General features: G+C 69.7%; 16 protein-coding genes and 1 pseudogene. 6 read left to right on the forward strand and 11 right to left on the reverse strand.

The annotated features are described in order from the left end of the window. Positions 1 to 828, reverse strand: an 828-nt coding sequence (locus ACFWP7_RS02025; protein WP_384374487.1) for a Scr1 family TA system antitoxin-like transcriptional regulator, incomplete at its 3' end; no start/stop codon positions are given. Between the two features lie 111 nt (positions 829 to 939). On the opposite strand from ACFWP7_RS02025, the gene ACFWP7_RS02030 reads away from it, so the two are divergent. Further along, positions 940 to 1584 (forward strand): hypothetical protein, encoded by a 645-nt coding sequence (locus tag ACFWP7_RS02030; RefSeq protein WP_384374490.1) that lies wholly within the window; start codon positions 940 to 942, stop codon positions 1582 to 1584. Between the two features lie 54 nt (positions 1585 to 1638). On the opposite strand, the gene ACFWP7_RS02035 is transcribed toward ACFWP7_RS02030, so the two are convergent. Continuing rightward, complete coding sequence (locus ACFWP7_RS02035; RefSeq protein ID WP_384374493.1) at positions 1639 to 1905, reverse strand: ArsR/SmtB family transcription factor; 267 nt, start codon at positions 1903 to 1905, stop codon at positions 1639 to 1641. A 302-nt stretch (positions 1906 to 2207) separates the two neighbouring features. Between ACFWP7_RS02035 and ACFWP7_RS02040 the strand changes: the two genes are divergently transcribed. Beyond that, on the forward strand, positions 2208 to 3197 hold the full coding sequence (locus ACFWP7_RS02040; protein ID WP_384374496.1) for a zinc-binding alcohol dehydrogenase family protein: 990 nt from the start codon (positions 2208 to 2210) through the stop codon (positions 3195 to 3197). A gap of 99 nt (positions 3198 to 3296) precedes the next feature. Here the strand turns inward: ACFWP7_RS02040 and ACFWP7_RS02045 are convergent. Beyond that, positions 3297 to 3551 (reverse strand): annotated as a pseudogene (locus tag ACFWP7_RS02045) (aldo/keto reductase); the annotation flags it as partial. Between the two features lie 60 nt (positions 3552 to 3611). Next, positions 3612 to 4163 (reverse strand): YciI family protein, encoded by a 552-nt coding sequence (locus ACFWP7_RS02050; RefSeq protein WP_384374823.1) that lies wholly within the window; start codon positions 4161 to 4163, stop codon positions 3612 to 3614. Positions 4164 to 4546: 383 nt separating this feature from the next. Between ACFWP7_RS02050 and ACFWP7_RS02055 the strand changes: the two genes are divergently transcribed. The 4 genes from ACFWP7_RS02055 to ACFWP7_RS02070 all read left to right on the forward strand — a co-directional run bounded on the left by ACFWP7_RS02055 (position 4547) and on the right by ACFWP7_RS02070 (position 9847). Then, positions 4547 to 4996 carry a nucleoside deaminase gene (locus ACFWP7_RS02055; protein WP_384374826.1) on the forward strand — a complete coding sequence of 150 codons (450 nt, stop codon included), beginning with the start codon at positions 4547 to 4549 and terminating at the stop codon, positions 4994 to 4996. Next, positions 4989 to 5993 carry an isopenicillin N synthase family dioxygenase gene (locus ACFWP7_RS02060; protein ID WP_384374499.1) on the forward strand — a complete coding sequence of 335 codons (1005 nt, stop codon included), beginning with the start codon at positions 4989 to 4991 and terminating at the stop codon, positions 5991 to 5993. The genes ACFWP7_RS02055 and ACFWP7_RS02060 overlap by 8 nt, the downstream gene beginning before the upstream one ends. Positions 5994 to 6121: 128 nt before the next feature. Next, on the forward strand, positions 6122 to 8230 hold the full coding sequence (locus ACFWP7_RS02065; RefSeq protein WP_384374502.1) for a hypothetical protein: 2109 nt from the start codon (positions 6122 to 6124) through the stop codon (positions 8228 to 8230). Between the two features lie 72 nt (positions 8231 to 8302). Continuing rightward, positions 8303 to 9847 (forward strand): hypothetical protein, encoded by a 1545-nt coding sequence (locus tag ACFWP7_RS02070; RefSeq protein WP_384374505.1) that lies wholly within the window; start codon positions 8303 to 8305, stop codon positions 9845 to 9847. 66 nt (positions 9848 to 9913) lie between these two features. On the opposite strand, the gene ACFWP7_RS02075 is transcribed toward ACFWP7_RS02070, so the two are convergent. The 7 genes from ACFWP7_RS02075 to ACFWP7_RS02105 form a co-directional block, all read right to left on the reverse strand. After that, a complete protein-coding gene (locus ACFWP7_RS02075) occupies positions 9914 to 10834 on the reverse strand; it encodes a CU044_5270 family protein (protein WP_384374508.1) in 921 nt (306 codons plus the stop codon). Then, positions 10831 to 11433, reverse strand: coding sequence for an RNA polymerase sigma factor (locus ACFWP7_RS02080; protein ID WP_384374829.1), 603 nt, complete (start codon positions 11431 to 11433; stop codon positions 10831 to 10833). Before ACFWP7_RS02080 ends, ACFWP7_RS02075 begins: the two co-directional genes overlap by 4 nt. A gap of 117 nt (positions 11434 to 11550) precedes the next feature. Further along, complete coding sequence (gene ccsB, locus ACFWP7_RS02085; protein ID WP_384374511.1) at positions 11551 to 12645, reverse strand: c-type cytochrome biogenesis protein CcsB; 1095 nt, start codon at positions 12643 to 12645, stop codon at positions 11551 to 11553. Beyond that, a complete protein-coding gene (locus tag ACFWP7_RS02090) occupies positions 12642 to 14540 on the reverse strand; it encodes a cytochrome c biogenesis protein ResB (protein ID WP_384374514.1) in 1899 nt (632 codons plus the stop codon). The genes ccsB and ACFWP7_RS02090 overlap by 4 nt, the downstream gene beginning before the upstream one ends. A gap of 3 nt (positions 14541 to 14543) precedes the next feature. After that, positions 14544 to 15230, reverse strand: coding sequence for a cytochrome c biogenesis CcdA family protein (locus ACFWP7_RS02095; RefSeq protein WP_384374832.1), 687 nt, complete (start codon positions 15228 to 15230; stop codon positions 14544 to 14546). A 171-nt stretch (positions 15231 to 15401) separates the two neighbouring features. Next, positions 15402 to 16025: a TlpA family protein disulfide reductase gene (locus ACFWP7_RS02100; RefSeq protein WP_384374517.1), complete on the reverse strand. Its 624-nt coding sequence runs from the start codon at positions 16023 to 16025 to the stop codon at positions 15402 to 15404. A 66-nt stretch (positions 16026 to 16091) separates the two neighbouring features. Beyond that, a complete protein-coding gene (locus tag ACFWP7_RS02105) occupies positions 16092 to 17369 on the reverse strand; it encodes a hypothetical protein (RefSeq protein WP_384374520.1) in 1278 nt (425 codons plus the stop codon). Positions 17370 to 17430 lie beyond the last annotated feature (61 nt).

The raw sequence follows: 17430 nt of genomic DNA on the forward strand, positions 1-17430 counted from the left end.
CTCGTACCCCTCCATCACGTCGCTGATCAGAGCGGCGGACTCGTAGGCTGACGGACCGTCCGCCCTGAGCACATCATAGGTATGGCTGTGGCGAGCGTAGACGGCCGGATCGTCGTTGAAATGGCCGCGGTCCAGCGCTTCCGAGTAGACCCACTGATGCCCGTCCGGCAGCGTGATCAACGAGATGGAGCCGCTGGGGCGGTCGAGCCCGAAGAGGTCGGCCGGGGTGAGCTGGATGTGGATATTGGCGTGCCGGGCGACACGCAGCAGATGCGCACACTGGTCACGCATGACAGCCGGGCTCCCCACCGCGTTACGCAAACAGCTCTCGTCCAGCACGGCAGCGTAGAACGGGCCGTCAGGCTCCAGGAATCGCTGCTGTCGGCTCAGTCGGGCCCGGACCCGCTCCTCCACCTCTTCGGGGTTGGACAGTCGGCGACCGAACAGCGCTCGCGCGTAGTCCTCTGTCTGCAACAGGCCCGGGACAACCCGCTCTTGATACTCCCGCAGAGCCACCGCCACCGCGTCCATCTCGGCCCGCCGCCGGAACCAGTCCGGATGCTCCACCTGCGGATACCAGTCGATCCTGCTCCACAGCCGCAGCAACACCCCGCCGGTATCGAGCAGTTCGTCGCAGGTCTTCGCGAAGGTGTCCTGGGGTACCCGCGCCCCCGCCTCCACGCGGGCCACCTGAGAGCGGTCGCACGGGATCCGGCGCGCGAGATCCTCCTGCGTCAGGACATGCGCCTCGCGGTAGTGCTTCAACACCTCCCCGAACACGGCGGCGGTCGTGACGGCCGCTCCCCCGTCGGCATTACGTCGGCTCACCGCACCCCCTCCGTGACAGTGGACCACTGTCACGCGTCCGCCATTGATACCGACCGTTCCCCTGAGCCACGCTCGATACACCCAGAGTGATGACGAACGTACGGAGTGAGCATGGCGGAGCAGTGGGAGAAGGGGACGTTGGTCTACGACCCGCGGACGGACAAGGTCGGCGAGTACCGGGACGCGGCAGGCCGGTACGCGATGCTGCGCCCCGTCGGCGGCGGCCGGGAGTGGCAGGCCGACCCGGCGTTGATCCGTCGGGCCACGGCGGAGGAACGGCTCAGCGCGGGAGTGCGGGCCGCCAACAGCCGTTCCGGGCGGGCGGGTGGGGTGGCGTCGCTCCAGGGCGATGACGTGAGCCGCCCGCCCGAGCCCCTCGCCGGTTGCGCGACGTGCGAGGACCTCGCCGTACGGCGTGACGAAGCCCGCGCCCGCTGCGACGGCACCGAGGAGACCGACGCCAACGTGCTGCTGCGCCGTCATCTACGGACAGGCCACGAGGTGCCAGGCAGCAGCCACCGTCGGATCTTCCGCTACGTGCCGTACTCGATCGTGCAGGACGCGACAGCGGAACCCGAGTACGAGGCACGGTGCGTCTCGGGCGACGAGGCCGACTGCGGCGCCGCGTCCGGCCCCTGCCGGGGCCCGGCGGAGGTCGAGGAGTGGCAGCGCAGACACACCCAGCAGACCCGGCACTCCAGGTACCGCCGCAACTTCGCGGACTACGCGGTCATGGAGCCGGCGGACGGCTGTTGAGCGCCCGGATCTCGCGCAGCACGAGTGGCCTACGTCTCAGGCGGCACGAGCGGCCTACGTCTCACGCAGCACGAGCGCGAGGAGTCCCGGGAAGCGGGTGTCGAACTCCTCGCGGCGGAGGCGGTTGACGCGCTTGGGGCCCTCGTCGCGCTGCTCGACGAGGCCCGCGCCGCGCAGGACCGTGAAGTGGTGGCTGAGGGCCGCCTTGCCGACGGGCACGTCGAAGCTGCCGCAACTGCGGGTCCAGACGGGGGATCCGGCCAGTTCCCGTACGAGCGTGAGGCGTACCGGATCCGCGAGGGCGGCGAGGGCGGTCTGCACCGGGACCTCGTCGGGGTGGGTGTGCTCGGGGGCCGCTCGATGGCTGGTGGCCGCCCGCTGACCGGTAGTCGCAGGGTGGCCGGTAGTCGCAGAGTGATTGGTAGTCGCAGGGTGATTGGTGCGATCCGCCATGTCCGCCTCCCCTCCTCGGCCTGCCGCCATTCCACACTGCGACCTTGCAGCCCTGCTGCCGTGCCGCCTTGCCGAGTGTTCGATGAAAACCATACACTCTGGAGTGTTCGACTTTCGTTGAACAGTCGGTATCTGTCGGGTTGCTGTCGAGTGCTTACGAGGGGTGTGCCATGCGTGCGGTCGAACTCAGGGGGTACGGCGGTCCCGAGGTCCTGGAGGTCGTCGAGGCGGAGGTACCGGAACCGGGTCCGGGCCAGGTGAGCATCGACGTCGCCTACGCCGGTGTGAACTTCGCGGACCTGAAGGCACGCTCGGACGGTTACCGGGTCCCAAGTCTCCCTTTCCGTCCGGGACTTGAGGTCTCGGGCCGGGTACGGGCGATCGGCACCGGCGTCGAGGGACTGCGCCCTGGCCAGGAGGTCGCCGCTCTGACCGCGGGAGGCGCGTACGCCGAGGTGGCCGTGGCGGACGCGTTGACCGTGTTCCCGCTCCCGGACGGCATCGATCTGCGCACCGGCGCCACACTCCCGACGGTGCTGCCGACGGCGTACGCGCTGATCCACACCGTGGGACGTCTCAAGACCGGTGAGACGGTCCTCGTGCAGGGGGCGGCCGGTGGAGTCGGCACGGTGGCGGGTCAGTTGGCGAAGGCCGCCGGTGCCGGGGCCGTGTACGGGGTCGTGTCGGGCGCCGCCAAGGCGAAGTACGCCCTCGACCACGGCTACGACGAGGTCTTCGTCGGGACCTTCACGGACGAGGTGCGCGGCGCGACGGACGGCCGCGGGGTCGACCTGGCCCTGGACCCGGTCGGCGGCGAGACCCTGCGCGGCAGCCTCGCCTCCCTGGCCCCCTTCGGACGCCTCGTCTCCTTCGGCAACGCGAGCTCGGCCGAGCCCTGGCGGGTGGGTCAGCCGGAGTTGTACCCCACGGGTCTCTCCGTCGCCGGGTTCTCCATCCTCAGCCTGGCCGCAACGGCGCCCGGCGAGCTGCGCGAGATCGCCGGGCGGGCGTTTCGGACGGTAGCCGAGGGGGCGGTGGTCCTGCCGGTGACCGCGGAGTTCGGCCTCGCGGAGGCCTGGGAGGCTCATCGGCTGATGGGGGCGCGGACCAGTACGGGGAAGTTGCTGTTGCGGGTGGGGGCGGCCGGCACTGAGGGCTGAGACCCCGCCTGTCCGACCTGCACACGCTCATCCGACCAGCACGCTCATCAGGAGTTGAGGAACATCCATGCCAGATCGTGCGCCAAGCCCTCGTCTCCCCTAGTAGCCGATCTTGTCCAACTCGGCGAGTTCCTCGTCGGAGAGCGAGAGTCCCGCGCCGACGACGTTCTCGCTCAGGTGCGCCACCGACGAGGTACCGGGAATGAGCAGGATGTTCGGTGACCGCCGACGCAGCCAGGCCAGGGCGACCGACATCGGCGTCGCATCCAGCCAGGTAGCCACGGCGGAAAGCGCCGTGGACTGCAGCGGGGTGAAGCCGCCGAGCGGGGAGAAGGGCACGTAGGCGATGCCCTTGTCGGGATGCTGAGCGAGCCGAAGGGCTTCGGCGGTGCCGTCGGCCTGGACGCCCTCGGGTCATGACGGCCGCCCGCCGAACTGCCAGTTGTGTACCTCGATGTCGGCGTACCAGTCCGGGGTCAGGATGGCGCGTGCCGTGTCTGGGTCCGGCGCCCGGAGCAACGCCGCCGTGCCCAGCCAGGTGGCACCGTTGTCGGACAGCAGCGGCCCGTAGGCGATCAACTCCTCCCGGTCGGGCGGCACCGCGAGGTCGGCGGCCTGCCCCATGCCGAGGCCGAGCACCAGGTACCGGCTGCCACCGGTCCGGCCGCCGGGGAAGTCCCACATGGTGCGCCCGAGCGTGTTGCGCCACCGCCGCAGCAGCACGTCCCGGTAGACGCCGGCCTGGTAGCCGGGCTCCTCGAAGGCGAACGCGCGGGCGGCGACGGGGTCGGGCAGGTCGAGGATGTGCACACTGCCGGTGGGTGTGTCGCCGTCGTCGGCGAGAGTCGGGCCCCGGGCGATCAACTCCTTCGCGTACCGGTCCATATAGGACCAATGCTCTTCCAGCAGCTCGTCGCGCAGCGGCAGGGAGTCGGGCCGGTCGCGGTGGTAACAGAGGAACTCCATGCCCAAGGATCGCTTCACGGAGGTAACCAGGTCGAGCGGGTTTCACTGCGATGGCCACTCGGCGGCGTGCTCCAGCAGGGCACGTGCGAAGTCCTCGGAGCGCATCGCGGTCTTCTCGTCGAGCCCGAAGACCTCCGCGAGGTGGAGAGGGTCGGGGCTTTTGACTCCGGCCTCTTAGAACTGCCGGTCGACGCGGAGTCTCTCCAGGGTTGCGTCGTGCCCCCTCACCTTCACCTTGATCGTCGACCGGTCAGAAACAGTGAGAACGCAGTACGGGCGGGCGGCCGCGGCTGCTGACCTGGCCGAGGGGCCCAGACGTTGCCCCGGGGTTTGCGCCACCGGACAGTGGAGGCATGCATCCACCCATGGACCCCGATCAGCCCATGGCCCACGCCCAGGCCCGCGCCTGGCTGGCCACCGCTCTCGCCGAGGCCCGCGCCGGGCTCGCCGAGGGCGGTGTCCCCATCGGGGCCGCGCTGTACGGCCCGGACGGCACCCTCCTCGGCCGCGGCCACAACCGCCGCGTCCAGGACGGCGACCCGTCGATGCACGCGGAGACGGCGGCCTTCCGGGACGCGGGACGGCAGCGCTCGTACCGCGGTACGACGATGGTGACCACCCTCTCCCCCTGCTGGTACTGCAGCGGTCTGGTCAGGCAGTTCGGCATCTCACGGGTGGTGGTCGGCGAGGCCGCCACATTCCACGGTGGACACGACTGGCTCGCCGAAAACGGCGTTGAGATCGTGGTCCTCGACGACCCTGAGTGCACCGCCCTGATGCGCGACTTCATCAAGAACCACCCCGCCCTTTGGAACGAGGACATTGGTGACTGAAGCCCCCACTCCCGAGGCCCACCCCGGAGCCCCCACCACCCCCCGCATCCCCACCATCGACCTGCGCCCCTGGCTCTCCGGCGACCCGGACGCCCGCGCCGACATCGCCCGCACCGTCGACCAGGCCCTCCGGACCGCCGGTTTCCTGCTCGTCACGGGACACGGCGTGGCCCCGTCGCTGCGCAGCGACATCCGTGAGGCGGCCCGCCGCTTCTTCGTCCTGCCCGCCGCGGCGAAGGAGCCGTACACCGCCCGGGTCGGCGGCCGTGGCTGGCTCGGTCCGGGGGCCGAGGCGAACGGGTACTCGGAGGGTACGCAGACCCCGCCGGACCTCAAGGAGTCGCTGACCTTCGCGACGCACGAGGCGTTCGAGGACCCGGAGACCAACGCGGAGTGGTACGCGCCGAACGTCTGGCCCGCCGAGGCGCCGGAGCTGCAGAAGCTGTGCGAGGAGTACCTGACGCGGATGGGCGAGCTGGAGAACCATCTGCTCGCGCTGCTCGGCGAGGCCCTCGGTCTGGAGCCGGACTTCTTCACGCAGCACATGGACCACCCGACGTACGGCTTCAACATCAACTGGTATCCGGGTACGGAGATCATCGGCGAGCCGCAGGAGAACCAGTTCCGCATCGGCCCGCACACCGACTTCGGGACCGTCACGATCCTCGACCGGCAGGCCGGCAAGGGCGGGCTCCAGGTCTTCACGGACGAGGGCGGCTGGGAGGACGCGCCCTTCGATCCGGCGGCGTTCACCATCAACATCGGGGATCTGATGGCCCGTTGGACGGGCGACAGGTGGCGCTCGGGCCGGCACCGGGTGCTGCCTCCGCCGGCCGACGTGCCCGCCGAGGAGCTGATGTCGCTGGTCTACTTCGGCGAGTGCACACCGGGGACGCTCGTGGAGTCCGTACCGGCGCCGGTGGGCCGGGTCGCGTACCCGCCCGTGGACTCTCATGTCTACCTGCGGGAGAAGCTCGACTCGATCACAGTCCACTGACAGACAGCGAACTTTCGTAACCCAACGGTCACCAGGCGCCCTATCCCGAACCAAGTCCCCCTTTTTACACTGGTGTTGATACACCTCACAGCAGCACATCGGATCGGACCGCCCCGGGGGGAGTTGCGGTGCACAGAGGGCTGCACGGCCGAGGGGCGCTGTTCGACAGCGATCCGCCCGGTCTCGCTCCACGGCTCGTCGGCCTGCGTCCGTACCAGCACCGCTCGACGCCGCAGGAACACCCGAAGGAACTGCCCTTCGTGGTGTTCGCGGGCGGTCGTGGCCTCGGCAAGAGCGCGCTGCTCGCCGAGCTGCGCAACGCGTGCAAGGGGCATACGCCGGTCGCGCTGATCGACGGCGAGGAGGCGCAGTTCGCGGGGCCGCCGCAGGAGCGTCCCGCCGAGTCCTGGTCGCCCCTCGCGCAGGCGCTCACCACGATCGCCGAGCAGCTCGCGGAGCCGGTGACGGGGGCCAAGCGGATCAGTTTCCCGCGGCTCGCGGCCGGGCTGCTGGCCGTCGCGGCGAGCGGCTGGAGCGACCGTGACCTGCCGCGCATCCGGCAGGAGGCGGAACGGATCCTGCTCCTGAACGAGTCCGGTTCCTGGCTCTCCGGCTTCGCGAACCGCTGGGTGAACAAGGTCGTCGCCAAGCTGATCGCCTCCATGTCCGGTACGGGACCGGTGCTTGAGCCGATCATCGAAGCGACCCTGGAGGCGTTCTCGGAGGGCGTCTCCCCCACCCACCACCGGCTGCGCAGGGCGGCGGCCTGGTACCGCGACTACCCGAACGCGGGCGGCAACCCGAAGCTGGGGCTGATTCTCCTCTCCCGGCATTTCCGAGCGGGCGGCAACTCCCGTACCCACGCGGAGCGTTATCTCGTACGAGCCCTGCTGGCGGACCTCGACGACGCGTACACGGGGGCCTTGCAGCGCTCGCATCGGCTCGGCCGCCCCGTCGTGCTCGTCGACAACGTGCAGGCACCCGCGGGCCTGGGCCTCATGGAGTCGGTGCTGCGGGACCGCGCCGACGGCATCGCCGACCAGGTCGTCTTCTTCGCCTCGCTACGGGGATACAGTCATCCGGCGCTCCGCAACGCCGTCCGCCGCACCCTGCCCGACGTCGCCCGGCGCAGCGACTGGACGCCGGACACCTCGCCCTCCTCGCGCGCGCTGCTCGTGTCGCTGCCGCCGCTGACCCCGGACGACACCCTGCACATCGTGGGCGCCACCTGCCTCGACGTCCCGGTCCCGCCCCAACTTCCGCACGCCACGCACCGGTTGACCGGCGGCAATCCGCTCGGCATCGCCCTGCTCGCCGAGTCCGCCCACCAGAACCTTCCGGAGGCCGCCACCCTGGGCGCGCTGCTCACCACCGAGGTCGCCCTGTTGGACGACCGCGACGGACGGGCCGCCTACCAGGAGCTCCTGGACAGGCTGGTGCCCGGCGACAGCCTGGACGAGCTGACCGTGCTCGCCGCCGCCCACGACCCCGACTCGGCGCGCGCACTGGCTCAGGCCCAACTTCCGGACGACTTCGGCGTGTCGGGCGTGCTGGGCCTGGAGGCGCGGCTCGCCGGGGAGGGCTGGCCGGTGGCGGCGGACCAGTTCGTCGGCGACCCGTTCCTGCGCGCCCTGCTGCTGTTGCGCCTGCACCACCGCGACCCCGGCCACGAGCAGTGGCGGGCCGCGCACCGCACCCTCATCGACCACTACACGGACGTACCCGGAAGCGGCGACAACCCCGGCCGCGCCCAGTACCGGCTGCACCACGAACTCGCCCTGGGGAAACCGGACTTCGCGGTCGCCTACCTTCGCGACACCTTCCACCGCGTCGACACGCGCGGCTGGCTGTCGGCGCTGGTGTTCATCGCCTCCGCGCCCTACTACCACGCACACGATCCGGACGGCCACGACTTCGACGGCCACGACAACCGGGCAGCCGTCGCGCTCGGCCGCACGGACGCCGCGCAGTCCCCGCCGGACGACGTGGACGCCGTACTGCATCTGCGGGTACGCCGACTCCTGCACGCCGTCTGGCAGTTGACCGACCCGCTGGTGCTGCCGGACCCGAAGGTGACCGAGCGGCTGCGGTTCGAGTTGGAGCAGCTGTCGAATCTGCGGCCCGCGGGCAACGCCCTGCTGTGGCGGGCCTCCAGGGACTGGCCGGCGGACGCGCTCGCGGGCCGGCCCTTCCGTGTCCCGGGCGACGAGGACGACGAAGGCGGAGCCAACTCATGACTCAGGACGGCGAAGCCGACTCGTGACGCGGGACGGCGGGGCCAACTCATGACTCAGGACGGGGGCGGATAAATGGCGCGCTGGTGGGTGTGGTTGCGCGAGGACGTCTGGGAGATCAGGTTCCGGCGGTACATCGCCCTGCTGCTGGCGGCCGTCCTCGTCGCCTTCGGCGTCTGGGGCGGTACGACACTGGCGCAGGAGGACCGTTCCTGTGCCCCCGGCGTCGAGCGTGCCGAGGGCAGTGACGAGTGCGTGGGCGTCTCGGCAAGCGCGTACAACTGGGGCCGCGCCCAGTTCACCGAGGCCGTACGGGCGATCGACGCGGAGAACAAGAGGCTCAAGCCCGGCAGTTGGGTCACCGTCGCCCTGTTCGAACCCTTCACGGCGACCGACGCGGACAACCTTGGAGACGCGCTGCACGAGCTTCAGGGCGCCTATCTCGCGCAGTACCGGGCCAACCACGACTCGAACGACCAGACTCCGAAGATCCGGCTCGTGCTCGCCAACCCCGGTACCACCGGCGAGCAGTGGCAGCACACGGTCGACCAGCTGGCGGGGATGACCACCGGGCCCGACCGGCTGCGCGCGGTGACCGGCGTCGGCCTGAGCACCGAGAACAACAAGAAGGCCGTCAAGGAGCTCACCCGGCTCGGCATCCCGGTGATCGGCTCCTCCATCACGGCCGACGACCTCGCCAACGGGCAGGACGGCAAGGACCCTTACCCCGGGCTCGCCCGGGTCTCCCCCACCAACACCGACGAGGCCCGCGCCCTCGCCTCCTTCGCCGACGTCTCGCCCGGCAAGGCGCTCCTGGTCTACGACAAGCCGGGCGACCCGTACTCGCGCACGCTCCAGCAGTCCTTCGAGAGGCTGCTGGAGGGCTCGCCGTACCAGCCGCAGCCGTTCACCCCGCCCGCCGACCGCAGCGAGGAGGGCACCACCGCCAACACCTTCCGGCAGATCACCCACCTCGTGTGCGACACGGCGCCCGCCACCGACACCATCCTGTTCGCCGGCCGGCACACCCAACTGCGCCAATTCATCAACGCCTTGGGCGACCGCGGTTGCCAGGACCGCAGCTTCACCCTCCTCACCGGCGACGAGGGCTCCTACCTCACCGGCGACAAGGACCTCGACCGCACGGCCCTCACGCACCGCATTTCCGTGCGCTACACGGCACTCGCCCACCCGGACGCCTGGCTCGCCAAGGACGCGCCGAAGAGCGGGGGAAGCGCCGCCGACGCGAAGGTGCTCGACGAACTGCTCGCCGCCGGCGAGCGGAAGCCGGTCGGTCCCATTGGCGACGTCTCCCTCGAAGACGGGCAGACGATCATCGCGTACGACGCCATGACCCTCGCCGTCCAGGGCATCCGCGAGGCCACGGCCGACGGAAAGACGGTCCCGCCCATCGCCGACGTCGCCAACCAGTGGACGCTGACGAAGGGTTCCCAGCGGGTGAGCGGCGCGAGCGGCTGGATCTGCCTGGACGTCCACGGCAACCCGTACGACAAGGCCGTCCCCATCGTGGAACTGACCCCCGAGGGCAAGGCCCGCTTCGTCGAGATCGCCTGGCCGGAGGGGAAGCCCCCGTCGAAGGAGTGCCTGCCGCCTGCCTAGCCGCCGAGGACCAGGACCAGGACCAGGACCAGGAGCAGCCGCTCACAACCTGCCCGCCCGCATCCGTCAGGGGCGCTGCCCCGGCTTGTCGACGATCTCCCGCTTGAGGATGGCGCTGGTCCCGATGGTCTGCCCCTTCTTCAGGCCGTTGTCCAGATCCTCGACCGCGACCGTCCGCTCGCCGAGGTACTCGAACGTCTTCTCATCGAAGATCAGCCCCTGGCGCTGCCCGTTGTCCACCCGTGCGACGGCCACGCCATGCCGACCCGCGGCGTCCACAGCGTCCGGAACGACGACGACTCCGGGGATCTTCGCGGCCGCCCGGAACAGGGCCGCGGCGACGTCCGGCGGCAGCAGTGATTCACGCACCAGGTCTCCGACGATCGCGAAGGCACTCTGGTCCTCGTTCTTGTGGCCTTCACTGTTCTCGTACAGCCAGTCCAGCATCGTGTCGGGGTCGGTCGGCAGGGTCTGAAGATTGCGGTAGTTGGTGTTGGTGGGGTTGCCCGGGGTGGACGGTTCCAGCTTCACGTGCTGGTTGACCAGGCGGTCCTCCTCCAGGAGACCCCAGCGCGTACCGTCGACCGACAACCAGATTTCCCGCTGGTGAACCGGGTCGACGGTGGCGGACTTGCCGCCCCCCTGTGTGGAGTAGCCGACCTTGCTCTCGACGTAGAGGAACTGGCCGTCGCGGATGCCGTCCGGCACCCTCTGGTGCTCGGCCGCGAGCGCGATGTCGCCCAGGAGCTCCACGGCGCTCTGGGAGGCGGCCGGGGCCGCGCCCGGTGCGGCCGTCCCGCCCGCCGGAAGGAGCACAAAGGTCACGGCCGCCGCGGTTGCGACGGCCCCCGCGACGATCGCGGGCCGCAGCCACTTGCTGCCGCTACGGGCCGGTGTCGGGTCTTCGCGACGGATCTCGGTCATCAGATGCTCCTTGAGGAGTTGGTGACGGCCCGGCGGAAGGTCTTGCTCGGGAAGCTGGTTCATTGGTTTCCCTCCCTCAGGGGCCCGACCGCGGTGATGCGGTCACCTCTCATCTGTCCGCGTACTGCGGGGAGTTCCGTGGTTTTCAGATGTTTCGCGAGTTTTGTTCTGGCGCGGGAGAGCCGTGACCGTACGGTGCCGACGGGCACCCCCAACGCCTCGGCCGCGGCCGCGTAGTCGAGCCCCGACCAGACACACAGGGCCAGTACTTCCCGCTCGGGGCGCCGCAGTTGGCGAAGGGCTGTCCGTACGAGGTCCAGTTGCGCCGCGTCGTCGAGGCGCCCCGCGAGCTCGTCGGCGAAGTCGCGTACGGCCTCGTCGCGGGGCAGCCGGGCGACGGCGGCCGCGTGTCTTCGGGCCGCGCGGCGCGTGTTGCGCGTGACGTTGGTGGCGATCCCGAGCAGCCAGGGCCGCACCGAACCACCCTCCTCGTCGAGCTTGTCGCGCAGGCGCCAGGCGTCCAGGAAGGTCAGCGAGACGACGTCCTGCGACTGCACCCAGTCCCCGGTGAGCCGGAAGGCGTGGTTGTAGACGGAACGCGCGTACGCGTCGAAGAGCTCGCCGAAGGCGTCGTGGTCCCCCGCGCGGATGCGTCTCCTCAGATGCCTCAGGTTCGTATCCACACCCACCTACCTGTCCGTACGACAAAGGCCGGTTCCCGTGACCCATGTCACAGGAACCGGCCTTCGCCGCAAGGGACTTGGACGCCCGCAAGGGGCTTACACGCCGGCGTACGAGTGCTTGCCGGTGACGAAGATGTTGACGCCGTAGTAGTTGAAGAGGAAGCAGGCGAAGGCGATCAGCGCGATGTACGCGGCCTTGCGGCCCTTCCAGCCGGCCGTGGCGCGGGCGTGCAGATAGCAGGCGTAGGCGACCCAGGTGATGAACGCCCAGGTCTCCTTCGGGTCCCAGCCCCAGTAGCGGCCCCAGGCGTCGCCCGCCCAGATCGCGCCCGCGATGATCGTGAAGGTCCACAGCGGGAAGACGGCCGCGTTCACGCGGTAGGAGAACTTGTCGAGCGAGGCCGACGCGGGCAGCCGCTCCATGACGGAGGTCGCGAAACGGCCCGGCCTGCCCCCGGTGGCCAGCTTGTTCTCGTAGCTGTCCTTGAAGAGGTACATCAGGGCACCGACCGCGCCCACGTAGAACACGGCGCCGCAGAGGATCGCGGTCGAGACGTGGATGTACAGCCAGTACGAGTGGAGCGCGGGAACCAATTGGTCACTGGCGGTGTACAAGACAGTGACGGCGAGACCGAGATCGAGGAGGACCGTGGTGACCAGCGGAAGGCCGAGCCAGCGGACGTTCTTCTTCAGCGCGAGCATCACCAGGTACACCGTGACGGCGACGGTGGAGAAGGTGATGTTGAACTCGTACATGTTGCCCCACGGCGCCCGCTGCACCGACAGAGCGCGGGCGACGACGCCGGCCGTCTCGACGGCCCAGGCGACCACGGTGAGAGACACCGCGATACGTCCGTAGAGGTCGCCCTGTTCGTCCCCGCCGTGCGCGCCCGGACCGTCGGGCACGTCACGGGCGCCGGCCGCGGACCGGGTGACGACCTGGGGCCGCTCCAGGACCGCGGTGCCGCCCGCCTGCTTCACCGTGACCGCGGGAGCCCCCGCCTTCCGCGGGGAGGTCAGCGCGGCGGCCGTGCGGCCGACCTTGCTGCGGCTGCCGAAGATCCACTCGGCGATGTAGGTGAAGAAGGCCAGTGTGTAGACGGCCATCGCGGAGTAGATCAGCGTGTTGCTGATGTTGGCGAGGTGCTCGTTGGTGGCCGTGGCCAGAGTGGTGGCGGTGGCGAGAGTCATTGCTTCTCAGCCTTTCCGGCGGCAGGTACGGGGGGTTCGGCGGCGTCTGGATCGGGGTGGTCTGCGTGTGCGGCTTCGTCTGCGTGTGCGGCTTCGGCTTCGGCTGCGGCTGCGTCTGCGTGGGGCTTGGTGGGCGCCTGGTCGTGCACGAGTGCGGCCAGGTCGCCGAGTTCCTCGGGGAGCTTCGTGGACTCGCTCCGGCCCAGGCCCGCCATCTCGACGAGGGTGACACCGTCGGCGCCCCTGACGGCCCGCACCCAGACGCGGCGGCGCTGGATGAAGAGCGACCCGGCGAGACCGAAGATCGCGGTGAAGGCTCCGGCCAGCGCCCAGTCACTGCCGGGCTGCTGGGTGACCTGGAAGCCGGCCCACTCCTTGATGTCCTTCTCGAAGGTGATCGAGCCGGCGCCGTTCGGCAGCGTCATGGTCTCGCCGGGCGCCAGCCTCGACTTGAGGATCTCGCCCTTCGAGTCCTTGAACTGCTTCATCTGGGAGGTGTCCAGTTGGTACACGTTCTGCGGAAGGCCCGAGTCGACCCCCAGGCTGCCGTGATAGCCGCTCAGCGCGAGCACGGGGTCCTTGAGCGCGGGGAACTGGGAGAACATGTCGCCCGCACCCGCGCCCGCGAAGGTCGGCACGAAGAACGCCGCGAAGCCGAGCTGCTCCTTCTCGCCCTTCGCGTTCCGGTAGCCGTCCATGACCTTGATCGCGCCCTGCGAGGTGACGTTCGAGTCGAGCGGCAGCATCGGCACGGGCTCGGAGTAGACGACCTTGCCCTTGCCGTCCCGGACGGTGACGACGGGCGCGTAGCCGTGGCTGACGAGGTAGACCTTCGAGTCGCCGATCTCCAGCGGCTCGTTGACCTTGACCGTGGTCTTCTGCTCCTTGCCCTCGGCGCCCACGCTGTAGGTGATGTCCGCCTGGTAGGTGCGAGGGGTGCCCTTGTTGGGGCCGGTCTCCTCGTAGGTGCCGGTGAACTTCTTCAGTTCGAAGCTGAACGGCGTGAGGTCGTCGGTGGAGAAGAGGTTGCCGGACTTGAAGTCGTCGTACGACAGGAGCGTGTTGGAGAAGCCGTCGCCCTCGACGATCAGCTTGTTGCCCTCGGACTTGAAGAGCTGGCCCCAGGCGAAGGCGACCAGCATCACGACCAGCGCGATGTGGAAGAGCAGGTTGCCGGTCTCGCGCAGATAGCCCTTCTCGGCGGCGACGGCGTCCCCGGCGAGGTGCGCCCGGAAGCGCCGCTTCTTCAGCACCGTGAGGGCAAGCTCGCGCACCTGCTCCGGCTCGGCGTCGGTGCGCCAGGTCGCGTACGCGGGCAGCCGGTTCAGCCGCTTGGGCGCGCCGGGCGGACGGCCGCGCAGCTGCCCGACGAACTGCCAGGTGCGCGGCACGATGCAGCCGATGAGCGAGACGAAGAGAAGGAGGTAGATCGCCGAGAACCACACCGAGCTGTAGACGTGGAACAGCCCGAGCTTGTCGTAGAGGGACCCGAGCAGGCTGTGCGCGTCCTTGAAGTCCTGCACCTTCACCGCGTCGGTCCCGGACTGCGGGATCAGCGAGCCGGGGATCGCCCCCAGCGACAGCATGAACAGCAGGAGCAGCGCGACCCGCATGGAGGTCAACTGCCGCCAGAACCAACGTGCCCAGCCGAAGATCTCGCGCCCGGTCCACGCCAGCCATCCGACGGCGCCCGCCTTGCGTACGCCGCCGAAGGAGCCGGGGACGACGGTGTCGACCGGGGCGGTGGACAGCTGGGATCCGGCCGCACCGAGCTCCCCGTCGGCGCTCACACCGACGTGCCGGCTTGCGGGCACCGGATCCGGCGCCTCATCGGTGTTCTGTGGGGCCTCGCCGGTGCCGTCCGTCGCCGTCTTGCCGGTGTCAGTGGTGCTCATGGATCAGATCCCTACCGTGAAGCCTTCGGACCAGACCTGCATCTGCTGCACGAGGCTGTCCCACGCGCCCGTCAGCAGAAGGAGGCCGGTCACGATCATCATGCCGCCGCCGATGCGCATCACCCACGCGTAGTGGGCCTTGACCCAGCCGAAGGCGCCGAGCGCCTTGCGGAAGGCGACCGCGGCGAGGACGAAGGGCACGCCGAGACCGACGCAGTACGCGACGGTCAGTATGGCCCCCCGGCCGGCGCTCGCCTGCTCCATCGACAGAAGCTGCACGGAGGCGAGGGTCGGGCCGATGCACGGGGTCCAGCCGATCCCGAAGAGCGCGCCGAGTACCGGAGCGCCCACCAGACCGGCCACCGGCCGCTTGTGGAAACGGAATTCGCGCTGGGTGAGCCAGGGCATCATCCCCAGGAAGAAGACACCCATGAGGACCATGAGGACGCCGAGCACCTTGGACAGCGTGCCCGAGCTCTCGTAGAGGGTCGCGCCGAAGAAACCGAACAGCGCGCCGCCGGAGACGAACACGGCGGTGAAGCCGAGCACGAACAGACCCGCGCCCGCCGCCATCCGCCCCCGTCTGGCCTCCGCCAGATCCGCGCCGCCGACCCCTGTGACGTACGACAGATAGCCGGGCACGAGCGGCAGTACGCACGGCGAGAAGAAGGAGACGAGTCCGCCGAGCATGGCGATCGGCAGGGCGAGCAGCAGAGCCCCGCTGTAGACCGTCTCGTTCTTGCCGGTCACCCCCTCGGCGAGGGTCGTGCCGAGGCCGGAGGCTGCCCCGGGATGCGCGGACGCGGCGAGGTGCGCGGACGTCGCGAGATCCGTGGAGGCGGCGAGAAGGGACACGTCAGGTCACTTCTCCGCGAGGACGGGAGCGAGCATCTCGCGCAGCTTGTCCTCGCTGAGGGCCTGCAGCGTGCGGGCGGCGATGTTCCCGTCCCGGTCGATGATGAGCGTGGAGGGGATCGCCTGCGGGTTCAGCGTGCCCTTCTTGAAGCGGAGCATCAGCTTGCCCGTGGGGTCGTACAGACTGGGGTACGTGATGCCCTGCTCGTCCTCGAAGGCCTTGGCCGGACCGGTGCTGGGGTCACGGGTGTTGATGCCGACGAACTGCACGCCCTGGGCCGCGGTGTCCTTGGCGACCTTGACGAAGTTCGGGGCCTCGGCGCGGCACGGCGGGCACCAGGAGCCCCACACGTTGAGGACGACGACCTTGCCCTTGTAGTCGGCGACATCGAGCTGCTTGCCGTCGACGGTCTCGCCGGAGAGGTCGGGCGCGGCGCTCCGCTCGCCCTTGGCGACGGTGGAGATGCCGTCCTCGCCTGCGACGAAGTTGGTGTTGCCCGAGCCGCCCGAAGTACCCCCGGAACTGCACGCGGACAGCGCGAGAGCCGCGGCAGCGGCCCCCGCGGTCAGCAGGGCGGCACGACTGCGGGTGCGGTTCGAACGCTGGTCGGCGCGGCAGGCAGCACTCATGTGAAAAGTTTCGCATGTCCGTTCCGGGGATCTTGCGCGCCCCCCTTGCGGGCGGAAACCCGCATTTCAGGCGGCCTTTTCGGACCCCTTGGAGGACTGTGTCCCGACATCGCCGCGGAGGGCCTTCCAGCCGCCGGCCGGCTCCTGCCCCACGTCCAGCGACTGAAGGCCGGCCAGTACCTCGGGCCGCTGCACGTCCAGCCAGTCCACGAACTCCCGGAAGGAGACGAGGCGTACGTCCTCGCCTTTCTCCTTCTCCCGCGCGATGTGCGTGAAGGCGTTCTCGACGGCGTCCATATAGATGCCGCCGTTCCACTCCTCGAAGTGGTTGCCGATGAAGAAGGGGGCGCGGTTCGTCTCGTATGCCCGCTTGAATCCGGCGATGTAGGACCGGGTCGCCTGGGTGCGCCAGGCCGGGTAGTTGTAGGCGGGCGCCCTGGTCGTGTTGACCGACTGGTTGGCGAGGATGTTGTAGTCCATCGAGAGCACTTCGAAGCTGTGCCCCGGGAAGGGCATCGCCTGCAGTGGCAGATCCCACAGGCCCTGGTTCTTCCGCGGCCAGCGCTGGACGCCGCCGGGCGAGGAGGCGTCGTAGCGCCAGCCGAGTTGCCTGGCGGTGGGCAGCAGATTGCTCTGGCCGAGCAGGCACGGGGTGCGGCCGCCGATGAGTTCCCTCTCGTAGTCGAAGGGCAGCGCGGGCAGGTCGGTCCAGCCGCTGTTGGTCCGCCACTCCTTGACGAAGGACTTCGCCTGGTCGATCTCGCTGCGCCACTGCGCGGACGTCCAGTCGGCGACGGTTCCGGTGCCGGCGCAGAAGTGGCCGTTGAAGTGCGTGCCGATCTCATGGCCTTCGAGCCAGGCCTGCCGGACGAGTTTCAGGGTCGTCCTGATGTGGTCGTCGGTGAGATAACCGATGTCGGAGGCGCCCTTGGGATTGTTGGGCGGCGCGTACATGCGCTTTTTCGACTCGGGGAGCAGATACAGCCCGGAGAGAAAGAACGTCATGTGGGCGTCGTGGTCCTTGGCGAGATCGAGGAAGCGGGAGAAGAGTCCGGTCCCGACCTCTCCCGCACCGTCCCAGGAGAAGATCACGAACTGCGGCGGGGTCTCGCCGGCCTCGAGCGGCACCGGCTGCGCGGGCCGCCCCGGCTGCTTGCCGGTAAAGGCGGTGGACCCGTCACCGAGGGGTCGCACGGGGTTCTTCGGAGCCCTCGGCCGCCCACTCCCGGAACCGCCCCCCTGTCCCGCACCCTCTTGCGGTGCGGTACCGCAGGCCGCGAGCCCCAGCGCGGCCGTGACACCGGCGCCCAGGCCGATCATTCCCCTGCGACTGATGTCCCGCATTCCGTCCCCGTCTCCTCGCGCCCTCTCGGCCGGCTCCGGCCGACATCCCATGAGAGGGCGC

Origin of the sequence: Streptomyces sp. NPDC058470, assembly GCF_042721055.1 — a bacterium.
Lineage (GTDB): Bacteria > Actinomycetota > Actinomycetes > Streptomycetales > Streptomycetaceae > Streptomyces.